Source organism: Paenibacillus polysaccharolyticus, assembly GCF_023714295.1.
GTDB lineage: Bacteria > Bacillota > Bacilli > Paenibacillales > Paenibacillaceae > Paenibacillus > Paenibacillus polysaccharolyticus_A.
This window is the reverse complement of record NZ_JAMAUN010000006.1, coordinates 296170-312657: the sequence shown is the minus strand read 5'-3', so window position 1 is coordinate 312657 and position 16488 is coordinate 296170. Positions and strand designations below refer to the sequence as shown.

Genomic DNA, 16488 nt, shown 5'->3' with positions numbered 1-16488 from the left:
ACGCTTACAATGAAAGCAGTGATGAAAAAATTAGCATCTTGATGATCTGGTAACAATGAAATGATGCAAACTAGCCTTATCATGTCCCAAATTGATTAAAATCGCATTTTGTATACTTGTCGACAAGTTGTGTGGCAATCATTCACGTCATTGACGCTGGATTGATTGCAAATTCTACTTTTGCCCTTAAGGAAATCTAATCGGAACGCTGTTTGTTCTAATCATTACCACGATTTGATACTGGTATCCTGTAAGAATTCAAGCTCAGAATTCAAAGCTTTCGTGTAACGTTTGACCTGAATCTTTAAAATAGGTGCGTACCCCGTTCTGGATCAGAACTTTGTTCCCTGATTCCAGAGCAGTTGCAAGGGAGCGGTGTTTTTCAATTACAGCGCTTACTTTGGGCTCACCTTGGGCAAATACTCTACGCGTAGTAAGCAGCATGACTGTCATAACGACATACCTGATGCTCTTCCACAGATGTGAGATGCGGGAATGGGCAGTTGCCTCGACGATGGTCTCGTGAAACGTGAGATCCTGATAAGCAAATTCGACAGCATCTTGATGTTTGCCAGCGAGTTGCATTTTGTCGATGATATTGTTCAGCTGAGTAATTAGCGCTGGAGGCACATCTGCCGCTAGCCGTTGCTGTACAAAGCTTTCGATGAGAAAACGTACATCATACAGTTCTTCGACATCCTTCATATTCAGACCCAGGATGACAACGCCCATCCGTTCAAGCCGAATCAGCCCTTCATTTGACAACGTTCTCAACGCTTCGCGAACAGGCGAGCGGCTGCTGTCAAAATCAGCAGCAATTCGATTTTCCGACAAAATTTCCCCAGGCCGAAGGGTTCCGTTGATAATTCTCAGCCTTAATTCGCAAGCTATGGCCTCACCGCGAGATGCTCCTTGAAGCCAGGAAGATGGAAATTGCATATGGCTAACGCTCCTAAATTAAGTAATTCGTACGTTAGAATCATAACACAATGTGTTGCACCTCAGAATTCGAGAGACGCTAAGAACAAAAAGTATACTTGTATACAAGATGCTGATTTCCATCCTACACCTTTCTTAAAACGTTGTAAACCTATACAGTGAAGCGGATACATCACGCGTTATTTTTGCAAACTTCAACCTATTATTCTTTATCCACATGTGAATAACTTAAAACAGGAATACAGATTTCAGTACAAATTATAAGAAGTGTGGATAACGGAAGAAGATGAATAAATCAGCTCTTTTTCGGAGGTTGGGGATAACTTTTTTTGATGATTTGTGGCTGTATTATTGGGGAAAATCTCTAGGATAGAGAGGTATGTTTTTTGAGCGCTGGAAAGCATATGAAAAAGAGGGAGGGAGGCGTCGCTTTTCAGTTGACTTTTCCAATTGGACGTGGTTAAATATATAAAGGTGTTTTCTGTGAAGATGAAAAGGATTCATCACATAAGTATTTCCTTGTAAGGAGGTGCAATACATTGAGACCTACATTCAAACCGAACGTTAGCAAGCGTAAAAAAGTTCATGGTTTCCGTAAAAGAATGAGCACAAAAAACGGCCGTAAAGTTTTGGCTGCACGTCGCCTGAAAGGCCGTAAAGTCCTGAGTGCTTAATGCATCTGAAGACCACCGAGGTGGTCTTTTTTTTCTTAAAACGGGATTATTCAGGCTGGTTATATAGCGTAATTCATTGCTTTACAGGCTGTGAAGAAGCGTACCAGTTAGCTAATCATAATTGTTGGTTAAGTTTCTCTTTTTCAGAAACTTTCCTTATATACAAGTTGTCGCCAAGACGGTTTACCGTCGATTAAGAAAGCCTATACTAAATTAGTAATGATACCTCCGTCAATAACGTTGATGAAGGACAGCAAGGAGAAGCGCCGTGTATAAAAGACTGCGTCTGCGAAACCGTGCGGATTTTAGCCGTGTATATCGGTTTGGAAAATCGTTTGCCAATCATCAATTCGTGGTGTATGGCTGCCGCCGTAAAGATACCGAACAATTCCGGGTGGGCGTATCCTGTAGCAAAAAAATAGGAAACGCTGTCGTGCGTAACCGGATGAGACGCATGATCAAGGAAATTGTACGTCATCATGAACAAGAGATTGTTACGCAGATGGATTTGATTTTCATCGTCCGCAAAGGTGCATTAGGCATGCCTTATAAGGAAATGGAAAAAAGTCTGTTGCATGTACTGCGTAAGGCCTCCCTGTTGAAGTCGTGCAAGCGGTAAGCTTCGGTTTATTTGTCCTCCTAATTATGGTATGATTTACGGTGGAATGGAATGGTTAAGAGAGGGGTTATGAAGTGTCGCGATTGAAGACATCTAAGGGGAAGTGGATTCTCCTCATTGCAGTCATTGCAATGGTCACTGTACTCGCCGGATGTACTCCACAAGGTGCAGGGGTTACAACGGAAGATCTGAAGAATAGTGAATCATTCTGGCAAGCCAATGTCGTGTACTGGTTCTCACTGGCGCTCGATACATTCGCTAACTGGTTTAGCGGTGAATATGGACTGGCTGTCCTGGTGATGGTGCTTATTGTACGGACATTGATTTTACCATTGACGATGAAACAGGTCCGCAGCTCCAAAGCGATGCAGGCCATTCAGCCGCAGCTGAAGGAGATTCAAGCCAAGTATAAAGATACACCTGAGAAAGTTCAGCAAGAGACGATGAAATTGTTTCAGGAGAACAAGGTTAACCCGATGGCCGGCTGTCTGCCTCTTATCATTCAGATGCCGATTTACATCGCACTTTATAACTCCATTTACGGAAACTCCAGTCTGAGAACGCATGATTTCTTGTGGCTCCAACTGGGATCACCGGATCACCTGTTTATTTTGCCAGTGCTGGCTGCCATCACAACGTTCATTCAAACGTGGATGATGATGCGTATGAATCCTGCACAGCAGATTGGCCCAATGCAGTTCATGCTGTGGGTGTATCCGATTTTGATTTTTGTTATGTCATATCAGTTCCCGTCAGCGTTGCCGCTTTACTGGTTCTACAGTAATATCTACACCATCGTGCAAAACTATTTCCTTTACCGGAATAATGATAAAGTTGTGGCCGAGGTCAACGTGAAGCAAAGCAGCTCTTCCAAAAATGGAGCTAAACGCAAAAACGGTGGCAAGGCAACCGTCTCTGGGAAAGGGTCGAAAGGGGCCAAAAAATCGAAATGACCACAGTCATTACGTCAGGAAAAACCGTTGAAGATGCTGTAAACCAAGGATTGGCTGAGCTTGGCGTGAGCCGGGACAAGGTCGAGATACAAGTTTTAGAGCAGCCGTCAAAAGGATTCCTGGGTTTGTTCGGGGTGAAGGCTGCTAAAGTTGAAGTGAGCTTGTTGCCCGTACCCGAAGCTGCACCGCAGCCGATCAAACCAGCCACACCTGAACCTGAGATTGAAGCATTACTTGAGGGTGTAGCAGTCCATAATCCCTATGAAGAAGCGGCTGCGTTTTTGAAAGAGGTTGCGGCAGGTATGGGGTTGGATGTGGAAGTGCATATCAAGAAACAGCGGGATGGTCACATCTTCAATATTTCCGGGGAAGACCTCGGCATGATTATTGGCAGACGTGGACAGACGCTGGATGCTCTTCAGTATTTGACCAATATCGTAGCCAATCGGTACTCGGAAAGCTTCGTTCGCATCGTACTTGATGCGGAGAACTTCCGTCAGCGCCGGCGGAAAACGCTTGAAGATCTAGCTGAACGATTGGCTGGACAAGCAATCCGTACAGGCAAGGAAGTTGTGCTAGAGCCGATGCCTCCGCTTGAACGTAAAGTGATTCATGCCAAACTGCAAAATCACCCGCAGATTAAGACCTTAAGTAAGGGCGAAGAGCCCAATCGGCGTGTGGTTATTACGTTGAAATAACACGCAATTGATGACGCAATGGCTGCCTGCCCGGTGCAGAAGCCATTGCTTTTTTCGTACCGAAGCATATGCGATAGTAGTGTACCCATTGAGTTGAATATGTGTTGGCGTTCTCCGGAATGGGATGGATGACAACTTCATTATAGAGAGTAGGGAGAGATCACAATGATTAGCGATACGATTACAGCCATATCTACGGCGGTTGGTGAAGCCGGCATAGCCGTTATTCGCGTCAGCGGGCCGGATGCGGTGACCGAGACAGAGAAGATTTTCCGTAGCAAAACACCTTTGACTCAGGCACCTTCCCATACAGTTCATTACGGGCACATTATAGATCCTGGCCATGGTGAAAAGATTGAAGAGGTACTGGTCACGGTGATGCGTGCGCCTCGTTCCTTCACCACAGAGGATGTTGTTGAGATTAGTGCACATGGTGGTGTCGTATCTGTTAAGCGGGTGATGGATCTGCTACTGCAGCTGAACATCCGTTTGGCTGAACCGGGTGAATTTACGAAACGCGCTTTCCTCAATGGACGGATTGACTTGTCCCAAGCTGAAGGAGTCATGGATCTGATTCGTTCGAAGTCGGATCGTGCCTTCTCGGTAGCACTGAAGCAGGTAGAAGGTAAACTCTCCTCCAAGTTGCGTGATTTGAGATATACATTGGTAGAGACACTGGCTCATATCGAAGTAAATATCGATTATCCTGAGCATGATGTGGAATCATTAACGTCTGAATTTATAAAAGAAAAATCCAGTGAGGTTATGGCTGAGATTGATAAGTTGCTCACTACGGCAGAACAAGGCAAAATATTACGTGAAGGCATCACGACAGCAATCGTTGGAAGACCTAACGTAGGTAAATCCTCATTAATGAATACACTTGCGCAAGATAACCGGGCCATTGTGACTGATATTCCGGGTACGACCCGGGATGTCATTGAAGAATTCATTACAATAAACAATATCCCTTTGAAGTTGCTCGATACAGCAGGGATTAGGGAGACTATGGATGTTGTTGAGAAGATTGGGGTCGAGCGCTCACGTTCAGCTGTCAATGATGCGGATCTGATTCTGATGGTTGTGAATGCAGCTGAGCCTCTTCATCAGGATGAGATTGAATTGCTGGAACAAATCCGCGGTAGACAATCAATTATCATTATGAATAAAATGGACTTAGCGCCACAGATTGACCGTGACGTCTTGCTCCGTTACATTCCGGAGGAGCGGCTTGTTCCGATGTCTGTGAAGGATGATCTGGGCGTTGATCGATTGGAAGATGCCATCTCGACGCTGTTTTTCAGTGGAAAGCTGGAGTCTGCTGACTTGACGTATGTAAGTAACGTTCGCCACATTGCCTTATTGAAAAAGGCGAAGCAATCTCTGATTGATGCGTATGAGGCTGCGGATCAGTTTGTTCCGATTGATATGATCCAGATCGATGTTCGTTTGGCATGGGAGCAGCTTGGAGAGATCGTGGGAGATACAGCGCATGACGCATTAATAGATCAGATTTTCTCCCAGTTCTGCCTAGGAAAGTAAATCATTTTATCGTTTCTTTCAATGAAATGGTTGTGTATGATGGGAAGGTACAATTTCTGCCCGTTGTCAAAGGATGGAATGATGTTGTTGCCAGGAAGTGTTGGTTTTCATATAGATAACAGCAAAATAAGGAGGTAATACACATGGCTTTTGATGGCGGCAGATATGATGTTATTGTCGTTGGAGCAGGACATGCCGGGGTAGAGTCAGCTCTTGCAGCGGCCCGAATGGGTTCAAAAACTCTGATGATTACGATCAACCTCGACATGGTGGCTTTCATGCCTTGTAACCCATCCATTGGTGGGCCGGCAAAAGGACACGTTGTACGGGAAATAGATGCACTGGGCGGGGAAATGGGCCGGAATATCGACAAAACCTTTATCCAGATGCGAATGCTCAATACGGGTAAAGGACCTGCCGTTCATGCGCTACGTGCGCAAGCGGATAAGTTCTCTTATCAGCATACAATGAAAGAAACGATGGAGAAAGAATCTAATCTAACCATGCGTCAGGGCATGGTAGATCGTCTAATCGTAGAGGATGGTCAGTGTGTAGGAGTTGTCACTCAAACAGGTACAGAATATCGTGCCAAAGCTGTAGTGCTGACAACAGGAACATACCTGCGCGGTAAAGTCATTATGGGCGAGCTGATGTATGAAAGCGGACCAAACAATCAGCAGCCATCTCTGAAATTGTCGGAGCATCTGCGTGAGCTGGGCTTCGAGCTTGTACGTTTCAAAACGGGTACACCACCGCGTGTGCATAAGGATACAATTGATTTTAGCAAAACTGAAATTCAGCCCGGCGATGATGAGCCGAAGTTCTTTTCCTATGAGACAACATCTTCTACGAATGAGCAGCTACCTTGTTGGTTGACGTATACATCTGTGGAAACACATCAGATTATTAATGATAATCTGCATCGTGCGCCGATGTTCTCAGGTGTGATTGAGGGAACAGGGCCACGTTATTGCCCATCCATTGAGGATAAAATTGTACGTTTCAGCGATAAGCCAAAGCATCAAATTTTCCTGGAGCCGGAGGGTAAAAATACATCGGAGTATTACGTACAGGGTTTATCTACAAGTCTGCCAGAGGATGTACAACTGGCTGTTCTTCGTTCGATTCCGGGTATGGAAAAAGTGGAAATGATGCGTAACGGTTACGCAATTGAATACGATGCGATGGTACCAACGCAATTGTGGCCTTCTCTCGAAACAAAGCGGCTGCCTGGATTGTTCACAGCGGGTCAGATTAATGGTACATCCGGATATGAGGAAGCCGCAGGACAAGGGGTCATGGCTGGAATTAACGCAGCACGTAAAGTGCAGGGCAAAGAGCCTATTGTGCTTGATCGTTCGCAAGGTTATATCGGTGTACTCATTGATGATCTGGTTACCAAAGGCACGAATGAGCCCTACCGTTTGTTGACCTCTCGTGCCGAGTATCGTTTGCTGCTCCGTCATGACAATGCAGATATGCGCCTTACCGAGATTGGTCATGACATTGGACTGATCACCAATGAACGTTATGAGGCTTTCTTGGACAAAAAGGCAAAAGTCGAGCAGGAGATTGCACGTTTGAAAGATTCAAAGGTACGTCCTGTTGAAGTTAATGCCAAACTTGAAGAGATTGGTTCTACACCGATCCAGGATGGAAGCACATTGCTGAACCTGATGCGTCGTCCGGAGATTGGATATGACTGGATTGAGCAAGTATCTCCTTCCGAGGTGGAATTGACTGCTGATATGAAGGAACAAGTCGAAATTCAAATTAAATATGCGGGTTATATTGAGAAGCAATTGATCCACGTGGAACGTTTGCTAAAAATGGAGAAAAAGAAAATTCCAGACACGATCGTATATGATGAGATTCATGGTCTTGCGATGGAAGCCAAGCAGAAGCTGGCGAAAATCCGCCCAATCTCCATTGGTCAGGCGTCTCGTATTGCGGGTGTAACGCCTGCTGATATCTCTATCTTGCTTGTCTATCTAGAGCATTATAACCGCGTTACCGCAGCAAGGGGACAATAATGGACGATATTCAACAGCAGTTGCAACAACGCTTGAAGGAGCATGGCTTGGAAGTGGGAGAACTCCAGCTGGAACAGTTCGAATTGTATTATAAAGAACTTGTCTCCTGGAATGAAAAAATGAATCTTACCGGCATCACGGATCGTGAGCAGGTATATACCAAACATTTTTATGATTCGGTATCGTTAGCGTTTTATACGGATATGACCAAAGTAAACAAACTGGCTGACATCGGGTCAGGGGCAGGATTCCCGGGAATCCCGCTTAAGATTTGTTTTCCACATATCAAGCTTACAATCATCGACTCATTGAATAAACGGATTGGTTTCTTACAGTATGTAGTGGATACACTTGGTCTGGAGCAGGTCGAATTAATCCATGGTCGTGCTGAGGAGCTAGGCCGCAAAGAAGGATATCGAGACAGCTATGATCTGGTTACTGCACGGGCGGTAGCCAAGCTCGCGGTACTGAATGAATTCTGCCTTCCCTTTGTACGTAAAAGTGGTATGTTCGCTGCAATGAAGGGCGGAGACCCGCGGGATGAAATGAAGGAAGCAGAGTTCAGCTTTAATCAGCTGAAAGGACGGGTGAAGGCTGTTTATCCATTTCAGCTGCCGGTGGAGGAATCAGAACGTCATATCATTTTGATTCAGAAGTTTGATAAGACACCACATAAGTATCCACGTAAACCGGGGACACCACTTAAAACTCCACTCGTGTAGTATTGTGACATAGGGACAAAAACAAAATAACATGTTGAATGACCTGATGGAAATAGAGGATGTTTCACGTGAAACATTCTCTATTTTTTTGTGTTTTCTAAATTAGAACTGAGTTAAATTAAATGCATACCGTGGGATGGGATTCTCATATACAAAATCAGGACAAGAAATAATTTTAGTTCATCAGGATTTATATAAGTTGAACTATTTTTATTTACACAGAAACGGAGAGGACAGAAAAAACCTGAAAAAGCGAAGCGGTCGGCTAAAAGCTTTCTGCAAGAAAGCTACATCGGAAGCATAAGCTTATCATCGGATTTTTCCCTTTAGAAAAGGGAATCAAAAAATCCGGGGATAACAGCGATGGGAAGGTTATTCTGTCGTCGGAGTGCTCCGTGTAAACATCTTTAGTTCAACTTATATAGGGAGTCATTCATTTTATTTTCCTAATAAACAGAATAAAAAAGCAGGAAAATTTGATTCTTTTAAAGAATAGGTAAACATAGGATTATGGTGAAAAAGATGATAGAATAGAAGTATCAGTTCCTGCGTAAACAGTGATCTTAGATTAGTTCATATCAATAGATGGTTAAGCATTTGATGCTGTTTCGCAGCAGGGCAATACGAATGGCATAACTTATTTCAGGAACGATGAGTATGAAGTCTCGCTTATGGAATAAGAAGCACCTGCTAATGTGGGAGCTATTACGAAACTAGGTGGTAATCTACGGAATGAAAGAACAATTTTCGAAGTTGTTTGGTTTGGCGGAGCGCAATAACGGAGACGAGATTAAACAGGTTCCGGTTAACGAAATTGTGAGTAGCCCATATCAACCCCGTACTATTTTTGATGATGATAAAATTGATGAATTACTGCAAACGATCAGAACACATGGTGTTATTCAACCTATTGTTGTTCGGGTTCGTAATGGATCATATGAGATTATCGCTGGGGAACGCCGCTGGCGTGCTGTTCGCAAACTAGGCCTTGAGCACATCCCGGCCATTGTGCGTGAATTCAACGACTCTCAGGCCGCATCCATTGCGTTAATTGAGAACTTGCAGCGTGAAGGTTTAACCTCGATTGAGGAAGCGGTTGCCTATCAAAAGTTGATAGATTTGCATCAGTTGACACAGGAGAGCCTTGCTCAACGACTTGGTAAAAGTCAATCTACCATTGCTAACAAGATTAGGTTGTTGAATCTTCCAGAAGGTGTGAAAACAGCCTTGATGGAGCGCAAAATATCTGAACGTCACGCAAGAGCCTTGTTGTCGCTGGATACGGAAGAACTGCAATTGAAATTGCTGGGCGAGATTATCGACAAGGAATTGAATGTCAAGCAGACAGAGGTACGTGTTGCTTTTTATAAGGAAGCTTCCAAGATTAAAAAGTCCAAACGGATATCTTTTACTAAGGATGTAAGACTGGCACTTAACACGATTCGCCAATCCATCGATATGGTAACAGGCTCAGGTATGGATATCAAAACAAAAGAAGCGGATCATGAGGATCACTACGAGATTGTTATTCATATTCCAAAACGCAAATAATTGAAGCTTAAGGCGGCAATGGCCGCTTTTTCTGTCTATATAGTCCGTTTTTCATGCGACGTGAAGGGAACAAATCGTTCTGTTAAGGAAACGGTAGTTGTTGTTCTTGTGGACGGTGGCCGCCTGCTTATTGTTAACTGTAACTCACAACCTACAAGAAAAGACTCCTATTTTATTTGAGGTGAAGGTATTGTCTAAGATTATGGCCGTAGCAAATCAAAAGGGCGGTGTGGGGAAAACAACGACATCGGTTAACTTGGGAGCAGGACTTGCTTCACTTGGGAAAAAGGTACTGCTTGTCGATATTGACCCCCAAGGAAATACAACGAGCGGAGTCGGAATTAATAAAGCAGATGTGGCGAATTGTATATATGATGTTCTGATTAATGATGTGCCTCCCCAAGAGGCAATCGCGGAGACACAAATTGAGGGACTTCATATCATACCTGCAACAATTCAACTTGCCGGAGCCGAGATCGAATTGGTATCCACCATATCGCGAGAAGTTCGTCTGAAAAAGGCGCTCGCACAAGTGAGAAATAATTATGATTACATTCTTATTGATTGCCCGCCATCGCTCGGAATGTTGACGATCAACTCGCTAACAGCCTCCGATTCCGTGATTATTCCGATTCAGTGTGAGTATTATGCATTGGAAGGGTTAAGCCAATTGCTGAATACGGTTCGGCTGGTGCAAAAACATTTAAATACCTCTCTTCAGATTGAAGGCGTGTTACTAACGATGTTTGATGCTCGGACGAATCTGGGCATTCAAGTTATAGAAGAAGTGAAGAAGTATTTTCAGCAAAAGGTATATCAAACGATTATTCCGCGTAATGTACGGCTGAGTGAGGCACCATCTCATGGGCAATCCATTATAACGTATGATCCCCGTTCCCGAGGAGCGGAAGTGTATTTAGAGCTCGCAAAGGAAGTGATTTCTTATGAGTAAGCGGCTTGGAAAAGGACTAGATGCCCTCATTCCTTCGCTTTCAATTAATGACGATGATAAAGTCGTAGAAATCCCGATTAGTCAACTGCGGGCTAACCCTTATCAGCCGCGTAAAGCATTTGATGAGGAAGCAATACATGAACTGGCGGAATCGATCCGGCAGCACGGCGTGATCCAACCCATTATCGTTCGTCCTGTACTCCGAGGATATGAGATTATTGCAGGCGAGCGCAGGTTTAGGGCATCACAGTATTGTGGTAATGCTACCATTCCAGCTGTTGTCCGTACGTTTAATGATCAGCAGGTGATGGAAATAGCCCTGATTGAGAACCTGCAACGGGAGAATCTGAATGCAATGGAACTGGCAGTAGCCTACCAAGGATTAATGGATCAATTCTCTTTGACCCAAGAAGAGTTGTCCGTAAAGGTCGGTAAATCACGCTCTCACATCGCTAACTTTTTACGGTTGCTGGCTTTGCCAGAGGAAGTAAAGGATCATGTTTCACGTGGAACATTGTCGATGGGACATGCACGTGCCATTGTTGGTGTGAAGGATGAGAACCTGGTCAAACAGCTGGCTAAACAGTCCATTGATCAGCAGTGGAGTGTTCGTGAGCTGGAAGAGGCAGTGCAACAACTTGATCGTTCCAAATCAGGTGAAGCGAAGGCTAAGGCCAAGCTAAAGAAGAAAGATCCGTTCATTGACACCTTGGAAGAGTCACTTCGGGAACGATTTAAAACGACAGTGAAAATTAAACATGGTCAGAAAGATAAAGGTAAAATAGAGCTCAACTACTATAGCAAACAAGATCTCGAACGATTATTAGAACTGTTGCAATAACAACTCGGGTGCATCATTAACAACATGCAGAGCTACTCATGTCATGACATATCGACTCTGTGTTCTGGAGAAACGATATGTCATTCTTTGTTTGTAAACAAATCCTGTAATTAATTCTTATGAGCTGAGGTGGTAGGAGGATGGAGAACACAATCTATCTGGATCATGCAGCAACATCCTGGCCTAAACCACCTGCTGTTGGTGAGGCAATGATGAATGCCCTTCAATTTGCAGGGGCTAACCCAGGCAGGGGGAGTCATCGTATGGCTGTGCAGGCGAGCAGGGTTTTGTTTGAAACGAGAAAAGGCTTAGCGAATCTGTTTGGTATTAAAAACCCTAATGATATTGCATTTGGTTCAAACACAACAGAAGCCCTTAATCTTGCAATTCAGGGTGTGCTTCAAGAGGGTGATCATGTTATAGCCACCATGGCGGAACATAATTCAGTTCGGCGCCCTCTGGAGTTCCTTCGCAGACAGGGTAAGATTGAGGTTGATTATGTACCCGTCATAGCTTATGGAGCCATAGACTTAAAACAGATGGAGCGGATGTTTCGGAAAAACACCCGTTTGGTCGTATGTACGCACAGTTCTAATCTTCTAGGGAGCATTTTGCCAATCGGAGAAATCTCAGAACTATGCCGTCAACATCACGCTCTTTTACTGGTGGATGCAGCTCAGAGTGTTGGGATAATGCCAGTGGATGTAGGGAAACTAGGCATCGATATGCTCGCTTTTCCAGGACATAAGGGATTGCTAGGACCCCAAGGTACAGGCGGCTTATACATCGCTCCTGAGCTTGATGTGCAACCTCTCCTTCATGGAGGTACAGGTAGTCAATCCGAGGCAGTAGAACAGCCTAAAGTGCGTCCAGATCGATATGAAGCAGGGACTCCTAATACGGTGGGGATTGCTGGGTTAGGAGCGGGGGTGAAGCATGTACTTGCCATGACACCTGCTTCCATCTATCAGCATGAGTGGGAGTTAACGCAACTTATAATGAATGGGCTTTCTTCGATCAAAGGTATTCAACTGTTGGGCCCGGACATTGGACAACCTCGTTCAGGATTAGTATCCTTTATAATTGAGGGATATGATTCAGCTCAGCTTGCATTCCGGCTGGATCGGAATTATGGTATTGCGGTTCGTTCAGGATTTCACTGTACTCCACTTGCGCATGAGTCAGCAGGTACAACAGGTACCGGGGCTGTCAGAGCAAGCGTTGGATACAATTCTACCCATGAAGAGGTCGATGAACTTATTCGAGCCATTATCGAGCTGACAGCAGTGAAGTAAGGAATAATAAAATTTTTCAACCTTCTGTTATTTAAAATGGAAATATATGATTAATCCCTTGAATAACAGGTTGATTTATAATAAAAGCTAAGGACTACGGACAGACGTGAATCTGATCAAAAACATAGAGGGGTAGTTGCACTTACATGGCTGAATTAAATGAGCTGATTCTGGAACAGCTGTTATGGATTATTGGCGGGTTGGCATTGCTTACGGTGATTTTGCTGATCGTGAGTATTGCACAAGGAGCAAAGTTACGGAAGTTTAAACGTAAATACGAAGCCATGATGGCTGGCAGTGGTGTGGAGGATTTGGAGTCCCTATTGATTAATCTGAAGATTCAGATGGACAGTATTGAGGACGAACACAAGCTGCAAACAAATCAGTTGCAAACAGCATTGCAGAAGCTGGCTCGTATTCAGGGCAAGGTCGGTGTGAAAAGATACAACGCTTATGGAGAGCGTGGTAGCGACCTGAGCTTTTCGATAGCCATGATTAATGAAAGCCAGGATGGTATGATTCTTACAGGATTATTTAATCGTGACGGTTCATATGTATATGCAAAACCTCTAAAAGGGGGAGAGTCAACGTATACACTTTCCCCAGAGGAAAAGGAAGCTATTACTCTGGCACAGCAAGCAGAGTAGAGCGGGTGTGCCATTCCCGAATGGCCGAATACAGACTACTTGCTATAATTTCAGACATTCGCATAACGAGACTAAGCCGTGTGTTCTGAAGCACAAAGTATTCCATAAAACCGCCGACGTTAACGATACCTGTCAGATGGATATCGCCGACCGGCGGTAATTCTTTATTTACCCCTGCGCCGGGCTTAAGCGGGCCGTTTACGACCTGGATACAACCAACACTTGAGGATTGGCCAAGACAGGCGTCAATGCCAATCACATACGGATTGTGATGGGTGCTGTATATTTTGTGGAGCGTGTCTTGCAGATTTACAGCATGAACGGGCTCATCTAATGTGCCATACAGATGGAACAGGGGGCTGTCCCATTTTGCCAGTGACGTACCAACTAGCGGTCCGAGACAGTCACCTGTGGAGCGATCTGTACCGATGCAGACGATCACTACGTTTTGCAAGGAATGGGCCTTATAGAGGTGGAACATTAAACGATGTACAATGGCGGAATGAACACCAGGATCAGTATGAGGAACTTTCAGGCTGGTCAGATCTTGTGATGAAAAGGAACGCGAAGTAGGATTCATAGGATCTATCCTTTCCCTTGGAATAGTAGTATCAGTATATGGAAAGGTAGAGTGTTTTATACTTCGGAAGGACAGGCTTTTTACCTGAGAGTGGTTGTTGCTTGAAAGGAGCAGGACATGGACGAATGGCTGGACGATTGGATGCTGATTGCGTTTGATTCAACGCAGCAGGCACTGCGAGCAGAGATGCTGCTAGAGTTTGCTGAGATCGAGATTGACTTGTTTCCGACACCTAAGGAGATTACAGCGGGCTGTGCACTGTGTATTCAGTTTCCAAAAGAGGATCTGATGCGAGTACAGAAAATTATTCGTGATGAGTTTGTTGAGATTCGCGGCCTCTATTTCAAAACCGAAGACAGCTATGATAACATACCGATGTAGAGGAGTGATCAGACACGATGTCATTTTATTTTGCCCAGGGAAAGGATCCTGATACAGCTGAACAGGCAGTGACTAATGCCCTTCGTTGGACCGATCAAGTGTGGGCTAAAATTTCGGATACGGATATGTGGCTTAACATCATGTTCAGTTCGATTCGCATCCTCATTATTTTTATTATCACTCGTATTGTCATTAAAGTGGTGTCCAGGGTTATTGATCGTTCGATGGCACGGAAGCAGGAAGGCAAAATTCGCGTCAACCCGCGCAGATTCGTAACGATTGGTGAGTTGTTGAAAAATGCGACCTCGATAACATGTAATTTCATTATGATTTTGTTACTGTTATCGGAGATCAATGTTCAAGTTGGGCCACTGTTAGCTAGTGCCGGTGTGCTCGGGCTTGCAATTGGTTTTGGTGCTCAGGGTTTAGTGAAGGATGTCATTACCGGATTCTTTATTATTTTAGAGGATCAGTTTGCTGTAGGAGATGTGATTCAGACAGGCACGTTCAAAGGAACCGTTGAAGTCATTGGCCTAAGAACAACAAAACTGGTAAGCTGGCAGGGAGAAGTACACATCATTCCGAATGGTACAATTGCAAGTGTGACTAACTATTCGATGTCTAATTCGCTCGCTGTAGTGGATATCCCGATGAAGGCGGAATTGACACTGGACGAGTCCGTACATTTAGTGAAGCAATCACTCGCAGGTATTGAAGAACGAGATCTGAACATCGTGAAGGTACCGGATGTGCTAGGTATTCAGTCGATGTCCACTTCTGATTATGTCATTCGTGTGGTAGCGGAATGTATGCCGAACTCCCGGTCTTCGGTCGAACGCCAAATTCAGGGAGATGTGAAGAAAATACTGGAGTACCATGAGAGAAGCAAATTGGCTGCATTAGAGCAGGCGGCTGCGATGGATAATGATGAGGGAGATGGTGCAGGTGGAGCGTAAAAGTTTCCAGCTTGGAGATATTGTACAGATGAAAAAGCAGCATCCCTGTGGAAGCAATGAGATGGAGATCATTCGTATGGGGATGGATATCCGGATCAAGTGTGTTGGTTGTAAGCATAGCGTGTTGATTCCCCGGGCCAAATTTGAGAAAAATATGAAAAAAGTACTTCGTTCGGTTGAAGAGGATGCGGAGTCCTGAGAATAAGGTAGAAGAGCATAACAAATGCCCAGTTTAGTGCGTAATTTATCCGGATAGGTGCAATGAAATGTACTGGCGAAATAGCGTTTACATGCGGGCAACGTACAGGTATTGCTTTCCTTCTACAAGCGTGATATAATCAATTTTGCTGCGGAAAGGTACCCAAGAGGCCCAAGGGGGCTGACTCGAAATCAGCTAGGCGTGTCACAGCGTGCGTGGGTTCGAATCCCACCCTTTCCGCCACTTAAGTCACTTAGATCTAGCGAAAAATGTAATACTTACATAACTCCATGGACTGGAGTCATTATAAACAACGTCGAAGGGACTTTCCATTTGGAAAGTCTTTTTATTTTTGTTTCTTCGAATTATATATATCTTCGAATTATATATAGTGGTTATTTGTAATGGTTATCTATAAAAAATAAAGAGCCCCAAAGGGCTCTTTATCCGGCGGTACATGTTTAGTTAGATCACAATCGGTCGTAACGACAGAAACGCTGGCTGTACTGCTTGCAGCAATACCTGTGCTTCGGACTAAAGTCTTACACACCCACAAGCTTCTTATATTACGTGATGCATCTCCAACAGCGAAAAATCGGCTTCGTTGTCCAACGGAACCACACCTCTCTCGTGTACCGCCTGATTGTATTATGTGCTAACTACCGTTTTATATACGTAGTACTGAAAAAAAACTTAGTGGACGCGTGCTTTGGTCAGCTTTTTCCACTTGCGGTTGTGATTACTCGTTTCCGGAAAGGCTTCGCCTTTTTTCAAGGTCACTCGCTTTGGATCATTAATCTCCGTGTGAAAGCTTTTCTCTCCGACTTCAGTGTACTCTCCATCATTCGGTGCTTTGTCCCCTGGTTCAAACTCGGTTCTTTCACCCATAATAAGTAGCCTCCTCCA

18 protein-coding genes and 1 tRNA gene are annotated in these 16488 nt (G+C 44.4%); 16 read left to right on the top strand and 3 right to left on the bottom strand.

Annotated elements, in window-relative coordinates; genetic code table 11:
* Positions 1-264: 264 nt before the first annotated feature.
* Positions 265-939: a GntR family transcriptional regulator gene (locus M3629_RS16920; RefSeq protein WP_251508565.1), complete on the bottom strand. Its 675-nt coding sequence runs from the start codon at positions 937-939 to the stop codon at positions 265-267.
* A 539-nt stretch (positions 940-1478) separates the two neighbouring features.
* On the opposite strand from M3629_RS16920, the gene rpmH reads away from it, so the two are divergent.
* From rpmH to M3629_RS16860, 12 genes are all read left to right on the top strand, one after another.
* On the top strand, positions 1479-1613 hold the full coding sequence (gene rpmH, locus M3629_RS16915) for a 50S ribosomal protein L34 (RefSeq protein WP_019914530.1): 135 nt from the start codon (positions 1479-1481) through the stop codon (positions 1611-1613).
* A gap of 268 nt (positions 1614-1881) precedes the next feature.
* On the top strand, positions 1882-2232 hold the full coding sequence (gene rnpA / locus M3629_RS16910; RefSeq protein ID WP_090923602.1) for a ribonuclease P protein component: 351 nt from the start codon (positions 1882-1884) through the stop codon (positions 2230-2232).
* A 74-nt stretch (positions 2233-2306) separates the two neighbouring features.
* Complete coding sequence (locus M3629_RS16905) at positions 2307-3185, top strand: YidC/Oxa1 family membrane protein insertase (RefSeq protein WP_090923601.1); 879 nt, start codon at positions 2307-2309, stop codon at positions 3183-3185.
* Entirely contained in the window at positions 3182-3883 is a 702-nt protein-coding gene (gene jag, locus M3629_RS16900; protein ID WP_154985154.1) for an RNA-binding cell elongation regulator Jag/EloR, read from the top strand. Before M3629_RS16905 ends, jag begins: the two co-directional genes overlap by 4 nt.
* Before the next feature lie 165 nt (positions 3884-4048).
* Positions 4049-5425: a tRNA uridine-5-carboxymethylaminomethyl(34) synthesis GTPase MnmE gene (gene mnmE, locus M3629_RS16895; protein WP_090923599.1), complete on the top strand. Its 1377-nt coding sequence runs from the start codon at positions 4049-4051 to the stop codon at positions 5423-5425.
* Between the two features lie 143 nt (positions 5426-5568).
* The gene (gene mnmG / locus M3629_RS16890) at positions 5569-7458 is read left to right on the top strand and encodes a tRNA uridine-5-carboxymethylaminomethyl(34) synthesis enzyme MnmG (RefSeq protein WP_251508563.1); all 1890 of its coding nucleotides are present in this window, start codon (positions 5569-5571) and stop codon (positions 7456-7458) included.
* Entirely contained in the window at positions 7458-8180 is a 723-nt protein-coding gene (rsmG, locus tag M3629_RS16885) for a 16S rRNA (guanine(527)-N(7))-methyltransferase RsmG (RefSeq protein WP_251508561.1), read from the top strand. The genes mnmG and rsmG overlap by 1 nt, the downstream gene beginning before the upstream one ends.
* A 732-nt stretch (positions 8181-8912) precedes the next feature.
* Positions 8913-9731 (top strand): nucleoid occlusion protein, encoded by an 819-nt coding sequence (noc, locus tag M3629_RS16880; protein ID WP_090923596.1) that lies wholly within the window; start codon positions 8913-8915, stop codon positions 9729-9731.
* A gap of 190 nt (positions 9732-9921) precedes the next feature.
* Positions 9922-10683 (top strand): ParA family protein, encoded by a 762-nt coding sequence (locus tag M3629_RS16875; protein WP_090923627.1) that lies wholly within the window; start codon positions 9922-9924, stop codon positions 10681-10683.
* Positions 10676-11524, top strand: coding sequence for a ParB/RepB/Spo0J family partition protein (locus M3629_RS16870; RefSeq protein WP_154985156.1), 849 nt, complete (start codon positions 10676-10678; stop codon positions 11522-11524). Before M3629_RS16875 ends, M3629_RS16870 begins: the two co-directional genes overlap by 8 nt.
* 140 nt (positions 11525-11664) lie before the next feature.
* Entirely contained in the window at positions 11665-12819 is a 1155-nt protein-coding gene (locus tag M3629_RS16865) for an aminotransferase class V-fold PLP-dependent enzyme (RefSeq protein WP_251508559.1), read from the top strand.
* 146 nt (positions 12820-12965) lie between these two features.
* Positions 12966-13466 carry a DUF4446 family protein gene (locus tag M3629_RS16860; protein WP_090923593.1) on the top strand — a complete coding sequence of 167 codons (501 nt, stop codon included), beginning with the start codon at positions 12966-12968 and terminating at the stop codon, positions 13464-13466.
* Here the strand turns inward: M3629_RS16860 and yyaC are convergent.
* Positions 13441-14046: a spore protease YyaC gene (gene yyaC, locus M3629_RS16855; RefSeq protein ID WP_251508556.1), complete on the bottom strand. Its 606-nt coding sequence runs from the start codon at positions 14044-14046 to the stop codon at positions 13441-13443. The two genes, M3629_RS16860 and yyaC, sit on opposite strands and share 26 nt — an antisense overlap.
* Positions 14047-14163: 117 nt before the next feature.
* On the opposite strand from yyaC, the gene M3629_RS16850 reads away from it, so the two are divergent.
* From M3629_RS16850 to M3629_RS16835, 4 genes are all read left to right on the top strand, one after another.
* A complete protein-coding gene (locus tag M3629_RS16850; RefSeq protein WP_186331827.1) occupies positions 14164-14427 on the top strand; it encodes a DUF3343 domain-containing protein in 264 nt (87 codons plus the stop codon).
* Between the two features lie 17 nt (positions 14428-14444).
* On the top strand, positions 14445-15383 hold the full coding sequence (locus tag M3629_RS16845; protein WP_251508554.1) for a mechanosensitive ion channel family protein: 939 nt from the start codon (positions 14445-14447) through the stop codon (positions 15381-15383).
* On the top strand, positions 15373-15582 hold the full coding sequence (locus M3629_RS16840; protein ID WP_251508552.1) for a DUF951 domain-containing protein: 210 nt from the start codon (positions 15373-15375) through the stop codon (positions 15580-15582). Before M3629_RS16845 ends, M3629_RS16840 begins: the two co-directional genes overlap by 11 nt.
* 152 nt (positions 15583-15734) lie before the next feature.
* Positions 15735-15825 (top strand) — tRNA-Ser (locus M3629_RS16835).
* A 450-nt stretch (positions 15826-16275) separates the two neighbouring features.
* Here the strand turns inward: M3629_RS16835 and M3629_RS16830 are convergent.
* Entirely contained in the window at positions 16276-16470 is a 195-nt protein-coding gene (locus tag M3629_RS16830; protein WP_090923589.1) for a YjzC family protein, read from the bottom strand.
* Positions 16471-16488: the final 18 nt, after the last annotated feature.